This window comes from Arcanobacterium canis, assembly GCF_029625435.1.
Taxonomy (GTDB): domain Bacteria; phylum Actinomycetota; class Actinomycetes; order Actinomycetales; family Actinomycetaceae; genus Arcanobacterium; species Arcanobacterium canis.
Window position 1 is genome coordinate 1,429,420 of sequence record NZ_CP121208.1, and the last position, 21,597, is coordinate 1,451,016.

Genomic DNA, 21,597 nt, shown 5'->3' on the forward strand with positions numbered 1-21,597 from the left:
TTGCAAAAGCCGGTAGCCTAGACAACTTCTGCACACTCTCGTAGTGCGAATCTAAAAAAACCTGCCATCTACGACATTCATTAAAGCTAGTGCCACCATCAACGATAAGTCGGATCCACGCGTCGTCGTGTTATCAAAACACAAGCCACAGAATCACACAGATCAGCGGATAGTAAGCGTAAAAGACCCAACGTGTCCAGGTGTGCAGGTAGCCCAGTTCCCCGTTGCGGTAGTGCAAGAAAGCTACGCCGATGCCTGGGGTAATGAGTGCAGCTGCTCCGAAGAGTCCCGCAGTCATCATCATGGTGTTCTCATAGCGTTGCAAGAAAGTGAAGATCAGCAAGAATCCGATGGTGACCACACCGATGTTCATGATGACCTGGCGTGAGCCAATTCGCAGAAGAAGATCCCACAAAACCGCAGCGAGAATCACCGCAGCGAGGATCGCATATCGCACTCCTCCACTTTCGCGCGCCCAGCGAATCATCACAAGTACGACGAGGCCAATCAACAGCCCCCAGATCGGGTTCTGGCTGCTCATGTCGAACACTTTTCCCGTCGTTGACAGATCGTAGGGAATCTCCGTTACTGCAGCGAGGAGGAAGAGCCTGCCCGCGTACTTCCCAACCGAACGTGTGCGATGGAAACCTTCGAATAAGAGCCACGCATAAATTGGGATGGCAACCCATGAAATGAGCTCGAACAACACCAAGCCGGTCAGCCCACCGAGCTTATCGCTATTGAGCATGGCAGTGCCGAACGTACCCATCGCAGCAGAAAGAGTCATGAAGAAAGCGCCAATGACTTTGAGCTTGAATGTCGATAGTCCACGGCGGCGCTGGGGAATCTCGCCGGAGCGAATCGAATCGTCTTTAATCAGAGCCATCATCAACCTTTCTTTTGGCCGCGCAATAGTTTATCGGCTCGGCTAGCAATATGGCAGGGCGGGAGCGGTACCAGAAACCGCTCCCGCCCTGATGAACCGTGGGAAGATCAGCCCTTCACAGAGCCACCCATGGACTCTTGGTAGAAGCGCTGCATCAAGATGAACAGAATCGCAATCGGCAGCGACACCAACACTGCGCCTGCAGCGAAGCGTGCGTACCAATCCTGGATGTATTCCTTCTGGAGCATCTGCCACAGCCCCAGCGCAACCGTGTAATTCGTTTGAGTACGAGCAATCACACGTGCCATCACGAAGTCCAGCCACGGGCCAAGGAAGCTCACGATCGCCTGGTACACAATCATTGGCTTTGCAATCGGGATGATGATCTTGAAGAACACCTGGGTGCGTGTACAACCATCAAGGAGAGCCGCCTCATCCAGCGAGGTGGGGATCGTGTCCATGTAACCCTTCATCACGTAGAAGCCGGCGCCAGCACCTGCCGAGTACACCACGATCAGCGCGATCACGGTCAAACCATCGGAGGTCAGGCCCACAGCCTTGAGAATGAAGTAGATCGCCGTCACAGCCATGATTCCCGGGAACATGCCCAAGATCAACACAATGTTCATGAAAGTGCGGCGCAAACGGAAACGCAAACGGCTCATCACGTACGCCACCGAGAGCACGAAGAACACCGAGATCACACAGACGAAAATCGAAATGATCAAAGTATTCATGAACATGCGCGGGAAGTTCAGGACGTTGGTTTCCGTCAATAGTCCTTTGTAGTTATCCAGAGAATAGCTCTCGGGGAAGAACGTTGGATTGTACGGAGCCGGATTAGCGTTAAACGACTCAGCAACAACCCACAGAATGGGGAATACCCAGATCACCGCCATTAAGGCAAGGAAAATATGGATCACAACATCGGTAATCATACGCTTGCGGTGGTAGCCACCCTTGGGAGCCTTTGCCACCTGGACATCGGCAGAAGCCGGAGCCTTTTCTTGAAGATGAGTAGCCATCAGCGGAACGCCTCCTCGTTCTTGTAGGAGCCCGAATTACGGTAGGTGATCAGTGAAACCACAGCCAGGACGATGAAGGTCAAAATACCGATGACTGCACCGAGACTGTAATCGTGCTTGTCCACCGTCAGCTTGTAGAGCCAGGTAATCAAAAGATCCGTCTTACCTGCAGAATCACCGATCGGTACGGGAGCACCGCCAGAGAGAAGATAAATAACGTTAAAGTTATTCACGTTTCCGGTAAAGGTTGTGATCAGGTATGGCGTAAGCACGAAGATGATGTATGGCATCGTGATCTTAGTAAAGATCTGCCACGAATTTGCACCATCGAGCTTCGCCGCTTCGTACTGATCCTCAGGAATATTTTGCAAAATGCCCGTCACCTGCATGATCGTGTAAGGAATACCGACCCAAAGGTTGACGACGATAACCGTCACTCGCGCCCACGTCGCATCGGTGAAGAAGGGCAAGGAATGGTCAATCCATCCCCAGTCCAGAAGCAGACGGTTGATTGCGCCTTGAGGCTGAAGCATTGTGTGAATCACCAGGAGCGACACGAACTGGGGAACGGCGATCGACAGCGAGAACATCGCACGCCAGAATCCCTTGCCGCGCGTTGTCCTGCGGTTGATGAGCATCGCCATGAACAAACCAGCGAAGAAGTTCAAGAACGTGGCAAAAAACGCCCAGACCAAAGTCCACGAGAGCACTGAAAGGAAGAGTCGAAGGTTCACATCACCACCGGCGTTGGAGAACACAGCACCGAAGGTATCGAAGCCCACCCAATCAAAAAGCACCAGATGCTTGTGATCATAGTTGGTGAAGGCCATCGAGATCATAAACACCAAGGGCAAAACTGTGAAGGTGAGAATGCCGAGCGTCGGGAGGAACATCAGAAGCTGGTGCGCCTTGGTATCTAGGAGCGTACGGAAATCGTCCATCGCACTCATCGGACGACCGTATTTCTTCTGGTCTTCTTCTGCCTTGAAAGCACTCGATACAGCGACAGTCCACAGGTAAACGAACAGCAAGCATAGAGCAATAGTTGCCACACCGTAGAGCAGGATGATGACCGACGAATCGGATTCACTACATTCAGGGTAGCCATCAACCATCACACACTTTTGTTCTGCATCGCCCAGACCAGGCAGATCCGCAAGATAAGACACGCCGCTGACTGCCATATAAACGATGAAGAGAACTTCTAGTGCGAGAAGTCCAAGGCCCTTCACATATTGTTTGTGGACAAGATTGCCCAGGCCGAAGATGACGGCCGAAAGTTTCGTGTAAACGCTCCCCTCGCGCAACGCCTTTGATACGCGATATGGAGATGGACCTACATAGTCCTTGCCGAGTTTCTTGCGAAGCTTCATTTCACGCTTCGAGATCGGAGGTTTCACCTCCGCAACTATATCTTTTGTCTCAGGCGCTACATCTAACATGCTCGCCTACCTTCCCTTTGGGGCTCACTTGTGCCGCTAGATCACAATTAGTTTTCGTAAGGTGCAGGCCACATCCTCAGGTGGAGAATGTGGCCTGCACTCACTTCACCATCACAGGTGTGATGGAGGCCGTCACTTCGTTGCCTTGGCCAGTTGCTCCACGAATGGAGCAACCTTGGCAACTGCGTTGTCCGGAGTCACTTCCTTGTTCACCAGACCAGCGCCGAGAGCACCGGCAGGATCCCACCAAGCGCCCATTGCCGCGATGGTTGGCTGAAGAATCGACGCCTTGGCAATGGTGTCAACCTGAGCCTTAGCAGCCAGATCGTCAGCCTTGATCTCGGATGCGAGCGACTTGTCGGTCGGAACAATTCCGCGCATCTCATAGTGAGCCTTCTGGGCGTCCTTCGAGCCAAGGAACGCGGCGAACTGCGATGCAGCCTTGACTTCCTTGGTCTTCGGGTTGTAGCCGATTGCCTTCGAGCCAGCGAACGCGTCCATCTGGTAATCGGTGCCATCCACCTTGATCATCGGAGGAACAGTTGCAGCGTAGTTGTCACCAAGAGCCTTCTTAACGTTCTCAGCATCCCACGTACCGGAGAAGACGACGTCAACGTTGCCGGCCTTCATGCCGCCCAGACCCGAGCCATCCTTGTCGTTGACAAAGTTCTTGTTTGCCACAACGTTTGCGAGGTAAGCGGTAACCTTGCCAGCCTTGGCAGGATCAAGCTTGATGGCTTCCTCAGCCTTAGTGCCATCACCGAAGAACTTCAGATCAGCAGCCTTCGAGTAGAAGGACTGAATATACCAAGCGTTGTCGAGCGGGAAAGAAACTTTTGCCTTCTCAAGCATGGTGTCGAAAGACTTGACATCATCTGCCGAGAGCTTGGCCTTGTTGTAGTACATGAACCATGTGTTACCGGTGAACGGAACACCGTAGAGCTTGCCATCGGTGCCGGTGACCGACTGAACCATGACATCGTCGTTCTGCTCCTTGACCTGCTTGGCTTCATTCTCACCGAGCTGCCCAATTGCACCGAAGTCCACGAGAGTACCAAGCTGATCGTTTGCGAACATGTAAACGTCTGCAGCTGCGGACGGATCCTGCTGGACAGTCTTACGAACGTCAGCTTCAGAGACGACGTCGTTCTTCCAGGTGATCTTGTACTCTGGGTGAGCCTTTTCGAACGCCTTCTGCTGGGCAGTCATCCAGTCCTTGTCTTCCTGCGGCGACCACACTCGCAGGGAAACAGCCTTCGTTTCACCCGAAGCCTTCGAGCCATCCTTTGCCGTGGTGTTACCGCCACATGCAGCAAGACCGAGAGCCATCGAGAGAGCGCCGACTGTACCGGCGGCCTTCTTCCAAGTGATCGTCATCAATATTCCTTTCTTCGTGGACCCACATGCGCCCCTCAACGCCGAGAGTTTTTACGCCTGTGGGCTGGTATTTTGACGATGGTTTTGCGTGCCGGCATCTATGACGTTCCACACGCTTTCCTCTAGTGTAACTGTCTGCAACGATCCATTCAACATTGCAAAGAGTTACAAAAACATTACGTTTTTACTCTCGCGTACTGCGCTCCCGATTTACCCCCGAAATGCCGCGCTTTCAGAAAAAACTCACCCCCGGAATCGGATAAATTTTCGTGCGAAAAAACTACCATTTCACCTCCCCTCGTCGTCACCCCATAGCCCGCCAACACGTATCCTTAGGTTCGGTACTCCGCCGGCGGGGCACCACTCCCAGAGGAAATGGAGAAATAATGGCGTTACACTACCCCTCCCCTGCATGGATGGACACAGCAGTCTTTTACGAGGTCTACCCTCAGTCTTTCCAAGATTCGAACGGCGATGGAATCGGTGATCTTCCCGGTTTGATTTCGCGCTTGGATTACATCGCTGCTCTCGGGGCAAATGCATTGTGGATCAATCCATGTTTCGATTCCCCCTTTAAAGACGCCGGATACGACGTGCGCGATTATTGCCAAGTTGCCTCGCGCTACGGCACCAACGACGACCTGGTGGCACTTTTCGATGCCGCACACTCTCGCGGTATGCACGTCCTGCTCGATCTTGTCCCCGGCCATACGTCTGAGGAACACAAGTGGTTCGAAGCGTCCAAGAACGCCACGATGAACGCGCTCTCGGATCGCTATATCTGGTCATCCTCGTGGATCGACGGTGGTGACGGCCTGCCCTTTATCGCAGGAGAAGCCGAACGCGACGGCACCTATATTCTGAACTTCTTCAAATCTCAGCCCGCATTGAACTACGGGTTCGCGCACCCCAAATACCCGTGGCAGAAAGAAGCACTTGGGCCCCAGGCTCGCGCAACAGCCGATGCCCTCGTTGATGTCATGCGCTTCTGGCTCTCCCGTGGCGCAGACGGATTCCGTGTCGATATGGCCGATTCCCTCGTCAAGCATGACGACGACGGCAAACCTGCCACGATTGCCACCTGGAACTACATGTTCGATCAGATCCGACCAGAATTCCCCGACGCCGCCTGGGTATCAGAATGGGGACGGCCCGCAGAGTCCATGCGTGCTGGGTTCGACGCCGATTTCTACCTCGATTGGCGTTGGGGCGGCAATCCCAACGGGTACAACATGCTCCTGCGTAACACTGACGATTCACGCACTCGGGGCGTGGACTGGAGCTACTTCAATGCTGATTCCGGTGCCGACATCACCGGTTTCCTCGGCGATTACTTACCTTCCCTTGAAGAAGTACAAAAAGTGGGCGGCAGCTTTTCGCTCATCACCTGCAATCACGACACAGTGCGTCTCGCTCCTCGCCTCGATGAGCGTGAGCGCGCCATCGCCTTCGCCTTCCTCCTGACGATGCCAGGTGCGCCGTTTATTTACTATGGCGACGAGATCGGAATGCGGTACCAGAACCTCCCCACAAAAGAAGGTGGATACTCCCGCACTGGTTCACGCACCCCAATGCAGTGGGACTCCTTGGCACAATACGGTTTTACAACGTCGAATGAGCCCTACCTTCCCGTTGACCCCTCTCCTGATGCGCCAACCGCCGCAAGCGAGATGGCTCGCCCGGATTCACTGTGGAACCAGATGGCAAGCCTTCTCCGCTTACGGCATCAGTCGCCAGCATTTGCCACAACAGCTGCTTTTGCAATAACCCATGCTGAGCGCGGTAACACGCTCTTTGCCTTTAGCCGAGGCGAGGGCAACGATCGCCGTCTCGTCGTCGTCAACCCAGGACGCGACTGGCACGATCTCGACGCCAGTGGAACCACAAGCGTCAATTACGTCATCGGTTCTGTGACTGTCGATGGCGGACGAGTCAACGTTGGACCACAGTCCTTTGCGGTGCTGTCTTGAGGGATGAAGTTGCAGGGCGCAGGAGGCGCTCTGCAACTTTTTCTCTTCGCGATGTGGAAATTTGCAACCATATCGCGATACCCTAAAAACAGTGTGTGGCTCTTGCAGAAATTTCTTTCATGCCAGCGCCCTTCCCCCAACCGCAGCGACAAAGGAGTTGCCACATGTCCCGTCGTATTCGTCTGTCGGATCTCGCGCAGCAAGCGGGAGTTTCTACAGCAACAGTTTCACGCGTGATTAATGGCAAAGACACTGTTGCTCCTGAAACTCGTCAGGCCGTTCTCGAAGCTCTGGATCTACTGGGTTACGAACGCCCAGAAAAGCTCCGCGAGCGCACCGGTGGCCTCATCGGTTTAATCGTGCCTGAGCTGACAAATCCTATCTTCCCTCGGTTCGTCCAAGCCCTTTCTGGCGCAATGACTCTTGCGGGTTACACTCCCCTGCTCGGCACTCAGAATGCCGGCGGAGCAACTGAAGATTCACTCACGTCCGCCATCCTCACTCACGGTGTATCGGGTTTGGTCTTCGTCTCTGGTTTGCACGCCGATTCCACGGCAAATTTGGATCGCTATGAAGCGATCATTGAACGTGGCACTCCATTCGTCACGATCAATGGAAACAATCCTGCGCTCGACGTTCCCGATTTTTCCACCGATGACGCCGACGCCGTATCGCAAGCAGTGCGCCATCTGGCGGGATTAGGACATACGAAGATCGCATATGCATCAGGCCCGTTACGTTTTATCCCGTCGGCTTCGAAGTTGGCTGCATTCACCAACGTGATGGCTGAGGTCGCCCCCGGAGAGCCAATCCGTTCGGCGCACACACTTTTCACTGTTGAGGGTGGCCATTCCGCTGCGAAGGCACTAATCGACGACGGTGCGACAGCAATCGTGTGCGCCTCGGATATTATGGCTCTCGGCGTCATCGACTACTGTGCCGGCGTCGGGCTGTCGATTCCTGGTGATGTCTCCGTGATCGGGTTCGACGACTCCACCATGATGCCGTTGGTTCGCCCTGCTTTGACCACGGTACGCCAACCTGTGCAAGCAATCGCCGACGCCGTCGTCGCAACTCTCGTCGGACGTATCGGGCACCCCGAAACCCCAATGTTCTCGGCAACATTCAAGCCAGAACTCGTGGTGCGTGAAACGACCGCGCCACCTGCGTCGAAATAGCATGAAACACAATCAGGAGAGGAACAGATAGTGGAAATTCTTCACCGCGCAAGCGACTCCCACGAGTGGTGGCGGGAGGCGGTGATCTACCAGATTTATCCGCGTTCTTTCGCTTCCTCGAACGGGCCCATCGGCGATCTTTACGGGATCACCTCCCGACTCGGTTACATTAAGCAGCTCGGAGCTGACGCAATTTGGCTCTCACCGTTCTACAAGTCGCCGCAAAAAGATGCTGGCTACGATGTGGCCGACTACCGCAGCGTCGATCCGATGTTCGGAGATGACGCCGCTGCGGAGGTAATGATCGAAAAGGCGCACCTCGTCGGTCTGAAGGTCATCGTTGACCTGGTTCCCAACCACACCTCTGATCAACACGAGTGGTTCCACGCAGCACTTGCAGGTGGAAAAGATGCACCGGAGCGAGCACGCTATTGGTTCCGCGAGGGCAAGGGCGAGGATGGCAACGAGCCACCTAATGATTGGATTTCTGTGTTCGGCGGGCCAGCGTGGACACGTGTCAAAGACCGTGCCGACGCTCCTGGATCACCGTGGGAAAACGATGACTCGTGGTATCTACACCTCTTCGATTCCTCCCAGCCGGATCTGAATTGGACCAATCCAGACGTCCACGAAGAATTCAACTCAATTCTGCGCTACTGGCTCGACCGCGGCGTGGATGGTTTCCGCGTCGATGTTGCACACGGGCTTGCGAAAGACCCTGAGCTTCCTGACTGGCAGTACCACTGGGATATGGTATCCGGTGGCAATGAAGTCCCTGAGAATGTTCCTGCTCCGCCGCAGTGGAATCGACCTGAGGTCCACGAAATTTACCGCGAGTGGCGCAATGTTCTCAACGAGTATGGCAAGCCGGCACTAGTGGCTGAGGCTTGGCTCGCTAATCCGGAGGATATGAAGCTCTACGTCCGCAGCGACGAAATGAGCCAGGCGTTCAACTTTGATTTCTTGATCTCTCCTTTTAAGGAAGATGCCTACCGGAAGGTGATTGCGCAGTCGCTAGCCGAGATGGATGCCGTTGGCGCTCCGACTACCTGGGTTCTATCGAATCACGACGTCGTTCGTGCAGCTTCTCGCTTCGGCTTGGCCGAGACGGGCAAGGGCCCCAACGGCATCCGTGCGTGGGAAGAACAGCCCGACGCTGCTCTTGGAGCACGTCGTGCGCTTGCGGCACACGCTCTCCAAGCAGCGCTTCCTGGTTCCCTCTATATTTACCAGGGCGAAGAACTCTCACTGCCCGAACATACGGAGCTTCCCGACGAGGTGCGCCAAGATCCGACCTTTGCGCGCACTAACGGTCAGGAAGCAGGGCGCGATGGATGCCGCATTCCGCTACCGTGGGTGAGCGATCACCCGAGCTATGGCTTCTCCCCTGACGGCTCATCATGGCTTCCACAGCCACAACAATGGGCAGAACTTGCCATGGATCGCCAGGCTCTCGACCCGAACTCCTCGCTGAACTTCTTTAAGAAGATGTACCAGATCCGCAAGGTTGTACAACTCGGTTCGGCTGAACTTCTCGAAGGGACTGGCCCTGGCCTTCACTATGTGTCGCGGGCACAGGGACGCGATCCGCTCCATATCGTCACTGCATTTGATGACCCGGTTGAACTACCTACAGGTGCGCGAGTGGTCCTGGCATCGTCAGAAGTGACACAAGCCGGAGGCGAGAAGGTCAATGGCTACGTCCCAGCGAATTCAACGGTGTGGTACGTGGTTGATCGCCAAGGTTTGTGAGCATCGACAACGCTCTGAGTCTTCAGAGTAGTGTGCGGCGAGGATTTTCCTCGCCGCACACTACTCTTGGCGTTTAGAAGAGGGCAGCTGCGAGTGCTTTCCGCGCCACTGCCACGATGTCTGATTGCTGACCAAGCACATCAAAAAATTCAAGGATGCGCGCACGCACACGTTCGCGCTCATCACCACTAGTCGCTTTCACTGCCTCGATGAGTCGGTTCAAAGCAACATCAGGGCGAGAGGCGAACTCGATATCCGCACCCATAAGTTGAGTATCAACGTCTGAGAACGGGGCACGGGCAATTTTTTCAAGCGTTTCTTGTGCCTCAGCAGGATCTGTCATTTGGGGCATCTGCCCCATTCGATCCAAGTAGTTAACCTGAGCTAGCGCAGATTTCGCCTCGTCATCCTTCGGATTTTGGGCCAGAGCCTTTTCATAGGCAGCTCGTGCCCCAGCGAAATCGCCCTGCTTCATCAGTTCCATTCCTTCTTGATGAAGGGGTGGAATCTGCGGTTCCTTGGCCTGCGCATTGGGATCCAATACTCCGTTAATCCCGTATTGAGCTGCTGAATCGATGATCTTGTCAATCTGGGCACGCACATCATCTTCCGCTGGCAAGCCCTGCACAATCGGCACGGGGTTCCCCTGAAGCAACAGGGCAAGAGCTGGAACACCATTGACACCAAAAACAGCACTGACCTGGGTATGCGCGTCAACGTCGGCTACGGCCAACTGGATACGACCAGCTTTTGCCGTGATCATTGGGCGAAGAAAACCCAAGAGTTTAGCGGAATTCTCCGAACGATCCGAAATAAAGGCCACCAGAACGGGAACCTTCATCGACGTGGTGACTGCCGCTTGTAAACTCTCCTCAGTAAGCTCGACTTCAAGCTTTCCCGGGACAGACTCCCCGGCGGGTGCCTGGGAGAGTGAGTCCGGTTCCTTCTTTGATTTGAGGGTGGATAGATCGAATGCTCCAGCCATTACTTATTCGCCTTCATCTCGACAATCGACGGTGCAGAAGCACCAATCACCTGGATTTTTCCCTGAGCAGGAAGATAGAACGCAACTTGGCTCGAATACGTTGTGGCCAAGGACTTTTCAATCTCGTAGCTCGGTTTCTTCGGGTCTTGATTGATCCACCCAGCCAGCTCTCCGCCTACCGTGAGGGTTGCCTGCGACTTCGTCTTCTCAAGCGTCGTGGTGTAACGGATTTCTCCGACAATCAGTGCTCCACCGTCTTCCGTTGACACCGCCTGGACGGGAGTTTGACCGGCAACATACTTCGTCGATACCTTGCCAAGCCCCTTAATCGAATTCGACAGAGCCTTCGTCTGTTCTTCCGTCTTCACATAGAGCTGATCGTCAGCAACGAATTGAACATCGCCCGCCTTGCGATCCTGAAGATACTTCGCGTACGCATTCACAACGTCTGCGGGCGCCGTGGAAAGCTTCGTGTCTTTCCCAAGGTAACCGTCTTTCGTTGAGTCTGCCGAAACCAAGGCCGAGATATCGACTCCTGGGAAGAGTTCGACGTCGGCGACAAGAGCCAGTTCCTCACGCGGCGAGGAGGTCCCCCACACGGACAGGGTGTACAGATTCTCTCGGTCCGTTGGCGCAGTAATCGTCATGACGGAACGCGGGAACAAACGACCCGAGTACACCGGTACCGACTGGGGATCGAGAACGATGGGATCGAGAGTGAACTTCTCCCCCATCCCCTTTTTCAAGCGGTATTCACCTGATCGCTGTGCCCGCAATGGGTTACCGATACGTGCGGGCAACTTTGCACCGTTTGCCTCCTTATCCGCCTGGGCTAATGCTTTGGCAGTGTCAGAAACAATCTGAGAGAACTTCTTCGATTCCATCAAGGGCACTGCGGCGTTGACAGATTTAGGCTGAGGAACAGATTGACTCGAGGTGGTCGAGCACGCGCCGAGCGCCATCATAAGCGCGATACCAACTACGGGAACTGCTTTACGCATCATTTTCTCCCTTGCCACGAATGCTCCATCGGCTTCGCCAGTCTTTTCCATTCTCCGTATTGGCCACGCCCACGGCCGGTTCGTCCGGTTCAGTGTGTGCCGACTCCGACGCAGGTTCTGGGCCGACGTCGATCGGTTCGGTTTGTGCAGGCAGTTCTTCAGGGAACCATGAGGCCACCTCGCGGTGACGAAACTCTTGCGCACGAGCGCTACCTGGCACAACGCCGGCTCCGAGCGTGCCACCCGAGGCAGCAGCAATGGTGGGTCTGTTTTGCGCGTCGTACACCGTGGTACGCGGTTGCTCAACGTCAATCGTCAAGCGGTCATCGTCGTCGAGAGGACGATTGCGAAGTGCCATCGATCGTGAGGTGCCCGGAAGAATTCCGGCACCGTATGCACGATCAGTGTGCTTACGCTGCAACGGACGTTCTTCCCGTGACAAGTCACCGTCGAAAGTGGCCAGTGGCGTGGTCTGTGCTGCCCGTGCGGCTGCGCGACGTGATCGACGCTCACGCATATCGCGCTCCTGCCAATCTTGAAGCAGAAGGAACAGACCGACAAGTGTTAAGAGAACTCCGATGGCAATCGTTGACCACGGCGAAGTCTTCGCTACCGAATGTTGCCAGGTCAGCGTCAGTTTCGGAGCTTGGGCACTCGTAGTCGTTGCCACGAGAACATCCTGGCCTTCCGAGGGAGCAGTGACATCGAATTCAACGCGATCCGTGCCATGCCCGCTCTTATGCCACCAATCAGAATCGAGAGAAAACTTTTTCTGCGAACCGAGCTTGCTGTCCTGTGCAGATTGCTCTTTATTACCTTCAAGTACCGTGATCTTTGGCTCAGTCCAACTCGTGAGCCCCATCAGACGCGATCCGGCAGATTTCCCAATCCACGCATCGACATCGTGAACAGAACCGAGAGCCCACTGGATGTCCTGGCCTTGGGCATCGAGTTTGACATGCACAGTCGAATTAACCATCTCAAGGACGCCGGGTGCAGTTGCGACGACAGCGCCTGACGGCGCAACAGTGGCTTCGACCGTCATTTCATCTTGTGCAACAAGCGCCCGAATTCCGGTTGCGATGGCCAAGATTACGCCCACCACAATGAGCGCAACGCCCCCATAACGTTTCATGTGCATCCTTCAATCTCGACGCCAAAAGCGATACTCAAAATAATTATAACGATTTGACAACAATAACTGTTGCAAAGGCGGAATTGGACACAATGTGAGTGACCTGACCCGCCCACGCGTGGGGTAAGATGTGGTGTAACTTTCAGGAGGTCGAAAATATCGTGGCCGAAGAGCACCCCACATTCCCCGTTGTCATGCGCGGTTACGACCGCGCCCAGGTCGATGAGCGTGTCTCGATGCTCGAGACACAACTTGAGCATACCGTGCGCCAAGTTGAATCACTCGACTCTCAGATTCTTTCTCTTTCCGCTGAACTTTCACAAGCGCGTGAACAGCTCAAGGAAACGGAACGTCCCTCATACTCTGGTCTCGGTCAGCGCGTTGAGAGACTCTTGAAGTCAACCGAAGAGCAGGCTCTTGATGTCATGACTCGTGCTCGAGCGGAAGCGAAAGCCCTCGTGGACGGAGCAAAGGCACAGTCAGCGTCGCTCGCTGATGCCGCTTCCCACGAAAGCCAGTCGATTTTGAATGCGGCCCGCACTGAGGCCACAAACGTCAAAGCATCAGCTGAATCAGAGGCCAGCGCGCTGGCCGAGATGTCAAAGAGAACGTCAGAAGAAATGGTCGCCTCAGCAGAACGTGAAGCAGCACGCTTGCGTACAGATACCCAGGCAGAAGTCGCTGCTCTGCGAGCGAAGGCTTCCCATGATGCAGCTACCACTGTCGCTGAAGCTGAATCAGAAGCCACAGCAATGCGCACCGCCGCTCAAGAGGAAGTTGCTGCGCTGCGTTCTGCTGCTCAATCCGACGTCGCTGAACTTCGGGCACAAGCAGAACAAGAAGTCGCTCAACTCCGCGCTCGTGCGCAGTCGGATGTTGCCGAGCTTCGAGCCCAGGCCGAACGCGAGGTTGTGGAGTTGCGTAAAAAAGCTGCCCAGGAGCTTGCCGACGAAGATGCACAGTTGCGTGAACGTGCCGAAGCGATGGTCGCATCTGCTGAGGGCGCAGCCGCCGACGCCGAAACCCGCCTTGTCACGGCGACACAGCGTGCTGACTCCTTGACGGAGTCGTCAACGAAGGAGGCGGCAAAGCTCCTTGAAAACGCGCGCACCGAAGCAGCGTCGATTCTCGATGGAGCACGCAAAGAAGCTGCACGGATTCGCGAAAGCGCAGCCAACGACGCCGACCGAGCAAAGTCTGATGCCGATGCACACATCGCATCACTGATGGAGCAAAAGACAAACCTCACCTCATATCTTGAAGATATGCGTGCGATGCTCACTGGTTCAACCACGTCACTGGCATTAAGCGAAGTCGTCGAAGCCGCTGAGCAACATCAGAAAAATTAATGCGCTGTGGGTGTGGCTGGTGTTCAGCATTGATGCTGAACACCAGCCACACCCACATTTCTCTCACATACTACCAACGGCCTTGTCCGCCACGCGCTGACCAACACGAGGTATGCCAATGGCGGCGGGCTTCTTGACCTGCCCGAGCACCCATGAGGTGTTCTTCTGTCCAGGCCACCTCGTGAGATTCTCCTGTCACAATTCGCCCTCCACAACCAGGGCAGATATACTCTTTCGCCGCCGATTTGATGTGATGAACCTTGTACTCGAGTCCCCCGCGAATTTCGTAGCGCGTGTATCCCATCAGCGCATGTGTATTGAGCGGGCGGAATTCACGGTCATATTTCTTTGACCTACGCATCAGAAGAGACGATCCTCAGCGTCGTCAAGACCACGCAGAGCATCGTAATCAACGACGACGCATTCAATACCGCGATCTTCAGCGAGGATGCGCGCTTGGGGTTTAATCTCCTGCGCAGCAAAAATGCCTCGAAGTGGTTGAAGAGTGGAATCTCGCCCGAGCAGCTCCAAGTATCGCGTGAGTTGCTCGACGCCGTCAATCTCGCCACGGCGCTTGACCTCTACAGCAATATGGGTACCCGCTGAATCGATCAACATGAGATCAACTGGCCCAATTGCAGTCGGATATTCACGACGAATAAGGCGCAGATTTGGCCCTAATGCGCCTGTCTGAGATGCTAGAAGTTCCTGGAGATGGGCCTCAACGCCGTCTTTAATGAGACCAGGCTCTTCGCCTAATTCTTCCTCGTAATCGAGTGATGTGTCGTAGAAGGAAATGACGAGCGCATCGTTGGTTTTGTCGTGATCGACTCGCCACACAGACGTAATACCGACGCTAGCCTGTTCCTCGTCTGGCTCAAGGACTCGGGTGGTACACGGCGCACTCATCCAGTTCAACGGCTTATACGATCCGCCGTCTGAATGAACCATGACGCCGCCGTCAGGCTTGACGATCAATAATCTCTTCGCCCGATCAAGGTGCGCATCCAGACGCCCAGAATAATCAACCGAACATTCGGCAATAACAACACGCATACTTCTTTTCCTCCAAGGACTCCACGATACCAGGCATACATGAGTCATCCCATGTGGCAGGTAACATTTCGGTTCATTATCGTCGGTGGAAAGAATGCCTGTCAGTGGACAGACGGGAAGGTGAGAACGCTTTCGCATTCTCACCTTCCCGTCTGTTACCAGTCAGTCGGCTCCTCAACCGGAGGGGCTGCATCCATCCACGACACTATCGCAGCGACCGCCACTGGGGTTGAGGCCATATACCAGGTTCCCCTCGGAGTCTCGAACTTGACGACCTGAAGATCAGATGTCGTTTCAGGATGGACTTCGAGTTCAATATCTGAGCGCTTCCACGTCTGTGAGGGGGCAAATCTCAGAGAACGGCTCGGGTACCAATCGATCTGGAATCTTTCAAAGACTGCAACTCCTCTGTGCCAGCGTTCATGGCCACTTTGACGGACAACCGCCTGAAATGACCCGCGCCGCGAAAGTACACGGCGCAAACGCCACACATAGGAACCCAGAATTCCAATCCCCACTACGAGGATTGCAATGACGATCACGTACCCCCAATAGCCCATCGTCAGAGCTCCGTCGGATCAACTTCTTCGCCGCGGCGTCCGTCAACGACGACAAGAACCTTGTCATGATCAACAGTGACAAAACCACGAGCAGTGTCGATCTCACCCTGGTCTGTGGTTGTACGGTAACGAACCGTTCCCGGAACCAGCACAGCCAGTACTGGGGTATGTCCAGGGAGGATGGTCATATCACCTTCGTACGAAGGTAACGTGACCGAGGAAACCTCACCTGAGTAAAGCTCGCCTGTTCGAGCAACCACCTGAAGTTGCATCAGCTCTCCGCCTGAATCTTCTTGTAGGCCTTCTCAATATCGTCGATACCGCCGATATTGAAGAATGCCTGCTCCGGAACGTGGTCATATTCGCCCTCGACAATACGACGGAATGCCTCGACGGTTTCGTCAATCGGCACCGTCGAACCTTCCACACCAGTGAACTTCACAGCGGTGTAGGTATTCTGCGAGAGGTACTGCTGGATACGGCGAGCGCGTGCCACGGTGACCTTGTCCTCTTCGGAGAGTTCGTCAACACCCAGAATCGAAATGATGTCCTGGAGTTCCTTATTCTTCTGGAGGATGGCCTTGACTGAGGTTGCCACGTCGTAGTGAGCCTGACCAACATACTGTGGATCGAGGATACGCGAAGACGATGCCAACGGATCCACTGCCGGGTACAGACCACGCGAAGCGATTTCACGGGAAAGTTCAGTTGTCGCGTCCAAGTGAGCAAACGTGGTTGCCGGAGCCGGATCGGTGTAGTCATCAGCAGGAACGTAAATTGCCTGGAGCGAGGTAATCGAGTGGCCACGGGTCGAGGTGATTCGCTCCTGGAGAGCGCCCATTTCATCCGCGAGGGTGGGCTGGTAGCCCACAGCCGACGGCATACGACCCAGAAGGGTCGATACTTCGGAACCTGCCTGAGTAAAGCGGAAGATGTTGTCGATGAAGAGCAACACGTCCTGGTTCTGAACATCACGGAAATACTCCGCCATTGTCAGACCCGACAGAGCGATGCGCAAACGCACCCCTGGTGGCTCGTCCATCTGGCCGAACACCAAGGCGGTCTTGTCCAGGACGCCTGCGTCCTCCATTTCGTGGATGAGATCGTTGCCCTCACGGGTACGTTCCCCAACACCAGCGAACACTGACACACCGCCGTGGTCCTGTGCGACTCGCTGAATCATTTCCTGGATCAGAACGGTCTTACCAACACCTGCGCCACCAAACAAACCAATCTTTCCGCCCTGAACATAGGGAGTGAGAAGGTCGATTACCTTGATGCCGGTTTGGAACATCTTGGTCTCAGGCTCAAGTTGGTCGAAGTTCGGGGCCTTGCGGTGGATCGGCCAACGCTCGGTCACTTCGAACTGTTCGCCGTCCTTGAGGTTCAACGGCTCGCCAACCACATTGAAGACGTGGCCCTTCGTAGCATCGCCAACGGGAACCGAAATCGGCGCACCCGTATCAGTCACCGTCGCACCACGAACAAGGCCGTCGGTTGGCTTCATTGCAATCGTTCGCACCACTGAATCACCCAGGTGCTGTGCGACTTCGAGAGTCATCGTGTACGAAGATTCCCCTTCACCCTGCGAATCGAGGTTCACCTCGGTGGTAAGGGCGTTGTTGATCTCCGGGAGCGCATCCGGCGGGAACTCGACATCGACGACGGCGCCGACCACCGAGACGATCCGTCCAGTGGAAACTTCCTTTTCGGTCATTTTCTTTCCTTACTTGTCAGGCTGGTCTTAGCCATTTTTCAGGCTGTCCGCGCCTGAGATGATTTCGGTGATTTCGGTGGTGATCTCGCTCTGTCGAGCGTTGTTCGCCAACCTCGTGTAGTTGCGGATGAGATCTTGAGCGTTCTCTGTCGCCGAGTGCATGGCTTGCTGGCGGCTCGAAAGCTCTGAAGCTGCCGCGAGCAAGAGCACAGAATGTACTCGTTGGTTCACGTACATTGGCAGGAGCACTTCAAAGACTTCCTCTGCACTCGGTTCGTACTCGTAGAGGGCTTCTGGATCGTGTTCTGATTCCGGTGAATCGACAACGGCGAGAGGCAACATACGGCGAACCTCCACCGACTGCTTCACCATCGATTCAAACCGGGTAAAGACCACGTGTACCTCAGCCACGCCGCCGTCATGGCTATCAGCGAGGAAACGCCTTTGAAGCTCCTCAGCAATCTCAGCTGAGGTGTCGGCACTTGGCTTGTCTGATTCGCCTTCCCACGACTGCTCGATCTGAATCCCGCGGAAACGGAAGTAACTTTCACCGCGTCGGCCGAAAACGTACAGCTCTGGCTGCTTTCCTTCCTCACGCAAGTCGTCAATCAGTTTCTCGGTTGCTCGAAGAACATTCGACGAGTATGCCCCAGCCATGCCTCGATCTGAGGTCACGACAAGGATCGCCACACGATTCGTATCGTGGCGCTCGTTGAGCATCGGATGGTTGTCACGCGCATGAGCGGAGACGAGTTCGATCGATTCAGTGAGCGCACGCGTGTACGGATCTTGAGCCAGGGCACGATTCTTCGCCTTGCCGATACGTGAAGCTGCGATCAGCTCCATCGCGCGGAAGACCTTTTCAAGGGTGCCTGTGGCCCTGATCTTCTGCTTGTAAACTCGCTGTGCTCCGGACACTGTCAGCCTCGCTTACCGCGCACAAGCTGCTCTTGCGACTTGGTCGCCTCAACGGGCTGGTTATCAAGCTGTGCCTCATTGGTGTAAAGGAATTCCTTGTGGAATGCCTCCACGCCGCTGCGCAGCGAATCCTCAACCTCGTCGAGCTTTGCACCAGATGCAAGGTCACCAAGAACGGAGGTGTTGGAGCGGAGGTAGCTCAGGAGTCCATGTTCGAACTTGTGAACGAGATCAACTGGAACCTGATCGAGATAACCGTTTGTTCCGGCCCAAACACTCACGATTTGATCTTCAACTGCATACGGGGTGTACTGCGGCTGCTTAAGAAGCTCCATGAGGCGCTCACCTCGAGTGAGCTGCTGACGGGTAGCGGCATCGAGATCCGAGGCGAACATTGCGAATGCAGCCTGAGCACGGTACTGCGCCAAAGTAATCTTGAGCGTACCGGCAACCTTCTTCATTGCCTTGATCTGAGCGTCGCCTCCGACTCGGGACACTGAAATACCCACATCCACAGCAGGGCGCTGGTTCGAGTTGAACAGATCCGACTGGAGGAAGATCTGGCCGTCAGTAATCGAAATAACGTTGGTCGGAATGTATGCCGAAACGTCATTCGCTTTGGTTTCAATGATCGGAAGACCCGTCATCGAACCGCCACCGAGCTCGTCAGAGAGCTTCGCACAGCGTTCAAGCAGGCGAGAGTGAAGGTAGAAAACATCGCCAGGGTAAGCCTCGCGCCCCGGAGGACGACGAAGAAGAAGAGACACACTTCGGTAGGCTTCGGCTTGCTTGGACAGATCATCGAACACGATCAGAACGTGCTTACCTGAGTACATCCAGTGCTGACCAATCGCCGAGCCGGTGTATGGCGCAAGGTACTTGAAACCTGCCGAATCTGAGGCAGGAGCGGCAACGATTGTGGTGTAGGCAAGAGCGCCGTTCTTCTCCAGTGTGGAGCGAACCTCAGCGATGGTCGAGCCTTTCTGTCCAATTGCCACATAGATACAACGAACCTGCTTTTGCGGGTCGCCGCTTTCCCAATTCGCCTTCTGGTTAAGAATCGTGTCAACAGCGAGAGCGGTTTTGCCGGTCTTGCGGTCACCAATGATGAGCTGGCGCTGGCCACGGCCAATCGGAATCATTGCGTCGATTGCCTTGATACCGGTCTGGAGTGGCTCGTGGACCGACTTGCGCATCATGACGCCCGGAGCCTGAAGCTCAAGCGCACGGCGTCCTTCGACGTCGGAGATCTCGCCGAGGCCGTCGATGGGCGCGCCGAGCGGATCCACTACGCGGCCCAAGTAGCCTTCGCCAACAGGCACGGAAAGAACTTCACCGGTGCGGTGGACTTCCATGCCTTCCGCGATCCCGGAGAAATCGCCGAGAACAACAACGCCGATTTCGCGTTCTTCCAAATTCATTGCCAGGCCGAGCGTGCCGTCTTCAAACTTCAGCAGCTCGTTTGCCATCGCACCCGGCAGGCCCTCAACATGGGCGATGCCATCGGCAGTCTCGGTGACGTGGCCAACTTCGTCGCTGGCCACCTTCGCCGGCTCGTAGGAGCTGACGAAGTTATCCAGAGCTGCCCGGATCTCGTCTGACCGGATAGTCAGTTCAGCCATTCCTCTTCCTTCACTACTGCGGTTACCCGCGTTGTCACTTTGTCATTTCAGTTCGCACGTGGTTCAGACGCGTGGCAAGAGTGCCATCGATGACGTCGTCGCCGATCATGATTCGAAGCCCACCAACAATCGTAGGATCGATGGAGGTGTGGATGCGGATTTCAGCGCCGTACATACGGCCGAGAATCTGTGCCAAACGTTCCTCTTGCGCTGCACTTAACGGGATCACCGATACAACTGCGGCAACCTGCTGATGAGCACGTGCAGCTGCAGCATCGACGAAGTCGCGTACCGACGCCGTCAGCGCGCGGTGGCCTGTCCGCGTCACTGCCTCTTCGACAAGGGCTTGTGTATACGCATTGCTCGCCCCCAGCACTGAGTGTGCAAGCTGGCTTCGCGAGGCCACATCGTAGGAACGATCCGAAAGAGTCACGCGCAAATCGCGTTGTGAGTGGAGCATACGGGAAAATTGGTAAAGCTGTTCCTCAGTCTCGTGGAGGAGCCCTTCACGGACAGCACCAATCAGGAGGGTGTCAACACCAATAACATCTAATGCTTCGCTCAGATCATTCAGTTCTGACCATGTATCACGGACCAACCCCTGAACGAGTTCGTTTACTTCTTCCGACACCTTGCCAGTGAGCACCTCGCGAGCAAGAGTCGCACGCGCATCAGCAGTGCGGGTGAGTTCCTGCAAGGACGCGTTCAATGCAGCAGAGCCTCGAAGAAGATCCGCAACTGCGAAAATCTCATCGGCGAACTTCACCTCGTCCGACGCGTGCTCTGCAAGCAACGCTTCCCAGCGATCGCGGCCGCGAGCGAGGGACTTTTCACTGGTGATACGCATCAGGATTCCTTTACGCTCACCTTGGCAGTCGCCGAGGATTCCAATTCGTCGAGGAAACGATCGATGACCCGCGAAGCGAGTTCTTGATCGGTCAACGCCTCACCAACGATACGTCCGGCAAGCTCAGTTGCCACACCACCGATCTGCGAACGCAAGGCGCGTGAAGCTGTTTCAGTGTCAGCAATAATGCGGCGCTGATTGGCATCGAGAATCGATGCCGCCTCATCCTTCGCCTTGTTCTGGGCATCCGCCACAATCGAGTTTGCGTTCGAATGAGCGCGCTCTCGAATATCGGCGGCTTCGCGGTGAACCTCTTGCAGCTCATTGTCAAGCACCTTGCGTTCATCCGCAATTTGCTCGCGCGCACGATCAGCAGCTTCAAGACCGCGCTCGATCTTAGCTGCACGTTCTTCGAGCATGTCCGAAAACGCCGGCCAGCCGAATTTATAGACGGCGATTGCCACGATGACAAAGGCGATTGTGCCCCAGATCAAATCTGGTAAAGCCGGCCATAACGGACTAGATTTACCCTCCGCCGTGAGAATAACCGTGGACAACATCAGAGAATGAAGCCTGCCACGAGACCGAGGAGACCGAGAGCCTCGGTGAAGGAGATCGCGATAATCATGTTGGTACGCAGGAGGCCGGCAATCTCAGGCTGGCGAGCCGTAGCTTCCTGGTTCTTTGCACCAATAAGGCCGACGCCGATGCCCGGGCCGATTGCTGCAAGACCGTAACCGATGGTAGCGATGGATCCAGTCATTTTTTCTTATCCTT

At 55.2% G+C, this 21,597-nt stretch carries 21 protein-coding genes; 4 read left to right on the forward strand and 17 right to left on the reverse strand.

Annotated elements, in window-relative coordinates; genetic code table 11:
* Positions 1-133 precede the first annotated feature (133 nt).
* The 4 genes from P7079_RS06385 to P7079_RS06400 form a co-directional block, all read right to left on the reverse strand.
* Positions 134-889 (reverse strand): TraX family protein, encoded by a 756-nt coding sequence (locus P7079_RS06385; protein ID WP_278012447.1) that lies wholly within the window; start codon positions 887-889, stop codon positions 134-136.
* 104 nt (positions 890-993) lie between these two features.
* Entirely contained in the window at positions 994-1,911 is a 918-nt protein-coding gene (locus tag P7079_RS06390; protein ID WP_278012448.1) for a sugar ABC transporter permease, read from the reverse strand.
* The gene (locus P7079_RS06395; protein ID WP_278012449.1) at positions 1,911-3,311 is read right to left on the reverse strand and encodes a carbohydrate ABC transporter permease; all 1,401 of its coding nucleotides are present in this window, start codon (positions 3,309-3,311) and stop codon (positions 1,911-1,913) included. The genes P7079_RS06390 and P7079_RS06395 overlap by 1 nt, the downstream gene beginning before the upstream one ends.
* A 174-nt stretch (positions 3,312-3,485) precedes the next feature.
* On the reverse strand, positions 3,486-4,730 hold the full coding sequence (locus tag P7079_RS06400) for an extracellular solute-binding protein (protein ID WP_278012450.1): 1,245 nt from the start codon (positions 4,728-4,730) through the stop codon (positions 3,486-3,488).
* Between the two features lie 386 nt (positions 4,731-5,116).
* On the opposite strand from P7079_RS06400, the gene P7079_RS06405 reads away from it, so the two are divergent.
* From P7079_RS06405 to P7079_RS06415, 3 genes are all read left to right on the forward strand, one after another.
* Positions 5,117-6,700, forward strand: coding sequence for an alpha-amylase family glycosyl hydrolase (locus P7079_RS06405; RefSeq protein WP_278012451.1), 1,584 nt, complete (start codon positions 5,117-5,119; stop codon positions 6,698-6,700).
* 164 nt (positions 6,701-6,864) lie between these two features.
* Complete coding sequence (locus tag P7079_RS06410) at positions 6,865-7,878, forward strand: LacI family DNA-binding transcriptional regulator (protein ID WP_278012452.1); 1,014 nt, start codon at positions 6,865-6,867, stop codon at positions 7,876-7,878.
* A 30-nt stretch (positions 7,879-7,908) separates the two neighbouring features.
* Complete coding sequence (locus tag P7079_RS06415; protein WP_278012453.1) at positions 7,909-9,630, forward strand: glycoside hydrolase family 13 protein; 1,722 nt, start codon at positions 7,909-7,911, stop codon at positions 9,628-9,630.
* Between the two features lie 73 nt (positions 9,631-9,703).
* On the opposite strand, the gene P7079_RS06420 is transcribed toward P7079_RS06415, so the two are convergent.
* The 3 genes from P7079_RS06420 to P7079_RS06430 are packed head-to-tail and all read right to left on the reverse strand — an operon-like array spanning position 9,704 to position 12,751.
* Positions 9,704-10,615: a tetratricopeptide repeat protein gene (locus P7079_RS06420; RefSeq protein WP_278012454.1), complete on the reverse strand. Its 912-nt coding sequence runs from the start codon at positions 10,613-10,615 to the stop codon at positions 9,704-9,706.
* Positions 10,615-11,634 (reverse strand): DUF8094 domain-containing protein, encoded by a 1,020-nt coding sequence (locus P7079_RS06425; RefSeq protein WP_278012455.1) that lies wholly within the window; start codon positions 11,632-11,634, stop codon positions 10,615-10,617. The genes P7079_RS06420 and P7079_RS06425 overlap by 1 nt, the downstream gene beginning before the upstream one ends.
* On the reverse strand, positions 11,609-12,751 hold the full coding sequence (locus P7079_RS06430) for a hypothetical protein (protein ID WP_278012456.1): 1,143 nt from the start codon (positions 12,749-12,751) through the stop codon (positions 11,609-11,611). Before P7079_RS06430 ends, P7079_RS06425 begins: the two co-directional genes overlap by 26 nt.
* Positions 12,752-12,879: 128 nt before the next feature.
* Between P7079_RS06430 and P7079_RS06435 the strand changes: the two genes are divergently transcribed.
* On the forward strand, positions 12,880-14,100 hold the full coding sequence (locus tag P7079_RS06435; RefSeq protein ID WP_278012457.1) for a coiled-coil domain-containing protein: 1,221 nt from the start codon (positions 12,880-12,882) through the stop codon (positions 14,098-14,100).
* 70 nt (positions 14,101-14,170) lie between these two features.
* Here the strand turns inward: P7079_RS06435 and P7079_RS06440 are convergent, their stop codons facing one another.
* The 10 genes from P7079_RS06440 to atpE all read right to left on the reverse strand — a co-directional run bounded on the left by P7079_RS06440 (position 14,171) and on the right by atpE (position 21,583).
* Positions 14,171-14,461 carry an Rv1322 family protein gene (locus tag P7079_RS06440; RefSeq protein WP_278012458.1) on the reverse strand — a complete coding sequence of 97 codons (291 nt, stop codon included), beginning with the start codon at positions 14,459-14,461 and terminating at the stop codon, positions 14,171-14,173.
* Positions 14,461-15,156 carry an endonuclease NucS gene (gene nucS / locus P7079_RS06445; RefSeq protein ID WP_278012459.1) on the reverse strand — a complete coding sequence of 232 codons (696 nt, stop codon included), beginning with the start codon at positions 15,154-15,156 and terminating at the stop codon, positions 14,461-14,463. The genes P7079_RS06440 and nucS overlap by 1 nt, the downstream gene beginning before the upstream one ends.
* 155 nt (positions 15,157-15,311) lie before the next feature.
* Positions 15,312-15,716: a DUF2550 family protein gene (locus tag P7079_RS06450; protein ID WP_278012460.1), complete on the reverse strand. Its 405-nt coding sequence runs from the start codon at positions 15,714-15,716 to the stop codon at positions 15,312-15,314.
* Positions 15,717-15,718: 2 nt separating this feature from the next.
* Positions 15,719-15,988, reverse strand: a complete 270-nt coding sequence (locus P7079_RS06455) for a F0F1 ATP synthase subunit delta/epsilon (RefSeq protein WP_278012461.1) — start codon at positions 15,986-15,988, stop codon at positions 15,719-15,721.
* Positions 15,988-17,433, reverse strand: coding sequence for a F0F1 ATP synthase subunit beta (gene atpD / locus P7079_RS06460; RefSeq protein WP_278012462.1), 1,446 nt, complete (start codon positions 17,431-17,433; stop codon positions 15,988-15,990). Before atpD ends, P7079_RS06455 begins: the two co-directional genes overlap by 1 nt.
* Positions 17,434-17,460: 27 nt before the next feature.
* Positions 17,461-18,351: a F0F1 ATP synthase subunit gamma gene (locus P7079_RS06465; RefSeq protein ID WP_278012463.1), complete on the reverse strand. Its 891-nt coding sequence runs from the start codon at positions 18,349-18,351 to the stop codon at positions 17,461-17,463.
* Between the two features lie 2 nt (positions 18,352-18,353).
* Positions 18,354-19,973, reverse strand: coding sequence for a F0F1 ATP synthase subunit alpha (atpA, locus tag P7079_RS06470; protein ID WP_278012464.1), 1,620 nt, complete (start codon positions 19,971-19,973; stop codon positions 18,354-18,356).
* Between the two features lie 34 nt (positions 19,974-20,007).
* Complete coding sequence (locus P7079_RS06475; RefSeq protein WP_278012465.1) at positions 20,008-20,820, reverse strand: F0F1 ATP synthase subunit delta; 813 nt, start codon at positions 20,818-20,820, stop codon at positions 20,008-20,010.
* On the reverse strand, positions 20,820-21,380 hold the full coding sequence (gene atpF / locus P7079_RS06480) for a F0F1 ATP synthase subunit B (RefSeq protein ID WP_278012466.1): 561 nt from the start codon (positions 21,378-21,380) through the stop codon (positions 20,820-20,822). The genes P7079_RS06475 and atpF overlap by 1 nt, the downstream gene beginning before the upstream one ends.
* Positions 21,380-21,583 carry an ATP synthase F0 subunit C gene (gene atpE / locus P7079_RS06485; protein WP_278012467.1) on the reverse strand — a complete coding sequence of 68 codons (204 nt, stop codon included), beginning with the start codon at positions 21,581-21,583 and terminating at the stop codon, positions 21,380-21,382. The genes atpF and atpE overlap by 1 nt, the downstream gene beginning before the upstream one ends.
* Positions 21,584-21,597: the final 14 nt, after the last annotated feature.

Excerpts from the sequence above, each read along its gene's own strand:
- P7079_RS06400 (WP_278012450.1), bottom strand. The coding sequence starts at position 4,730 with ATGACGATCACTTGGAAGAAGGCCGCCGGTACAGTCGGCGCTCTCTCG.
- P7079_RS06405 (WP_278012451.1), top strand. The coding sequence starts at position 5,117 with ATGGCGTTACACTACCCCTCCCCTGCATGGATGGACACAGCAGTCTTT.
- P7079_RS06420 (WP_278012454.1), bottom strand. The coding sequence starts at position 10,615 with ATGGCTGGAGCATTCGATCTATCCACCCTCAAATCAAAGAAGGAACCG.
- atpA (WP_278012464.1), bottom strand. The coding sequence starts at position 19,973 with ATGGCTGAACTGACTATCCGGTCAGACGAGATCCGGGCAGCTCTGGAT.
- P7079_RS06440 (WP_278012458.1), bottom strand. The coding sequence starts at position 14,461 with ATGCGTAGGTCAAAGAAATATGACCGTGAATTCCGCCCGCTCAATACA.
- P7079_RS06450 (WP_278012460.1), bottom strand. The coding sequence starts at position 15,716 with ATGGGCTATTGGGGGTACGTGATCGTCATTGCAATCCTCGTAGTGGGG.
- P7079_RS06430 (WP_278012456.1), bottom strand. The coding sequence starts at position 12,751 with ATGAAACGTTATGGGGGCGTTGCGCTCATTGTGGTGGGCGTAATCTTG.
- atpF (WP_278012466.1), bottom strand. The coding sequence starts at position 21,380 with ATGTTGTCCACGGTTATTCTCACGGCGGAGGGTAAATCTAGTCCGTTA.
- atpE (WP_278012467.1), bottom strand. The coding sequence starts at position 21,583 with ATGACTGGATCCATCGCTACCATCGGTTACGGTCTTGCAGCAATCGGC.
- P7079_RS06410 (WP_278012452.1), top strand. The coding sequence starts at position 6,865 with ATGTCCCGTCGTATTCGTCTGTCGGATCTCGCGCAGCAAGCGGGAGTT.
- P7079_RS06435 (WP_278012457.1), top strand. The coding sequence starts at position 12,880 with ATGTGGTGTAACTTTCAGGAGGTCGAAAATATCGTGGCCGAAGAGCAC.
- atpD (WP_278012462.1), bottom strand. The coding sequence starts at position 17,433 with ATGACCGAAAAGGAAGTTTCCACTGGACGGATCGTCTCGGTGGTCGGC.
- P7079_RS06475 (WP_278012465.1), bottom strand. The coding sequence starts at position 20,820 with ATGCGTATCACCAGTGAAAAGTCCCTCGCTCGCGGCCGCGATCGCTGG.
- nucS (WP_278012459.1), bottom strand. The coding sequence starts at position 15,156 with ATGCGTGTTGTTATTGCCGAATGTTCGGTTGATTATTCTGGGCGTCTG.
- P7079_RS06390 (WP_278012448.1), bottom strand. The coding sequence starts at position 1,911 with ATGGCTACTCATCTTCAAGAAAAGGCTCCGGCTTCTGCCGATGTCCAG.
- P7079_RS06455 (WP_278012461.1), bottom strand. The coding sequence starts at position 15,988 with ATGCAACTTCAGGTGGTTGCTCGAACAGGCGAGCTTTACTCAGGTGAG.
- P7079_RS06385 (WP_278012447.1), bottom strand. The coding sequence starts at position 889 with ATGATGGCTCTGATTAAAGACGATTCGATTCGCTCCGGCGAGATTCCC.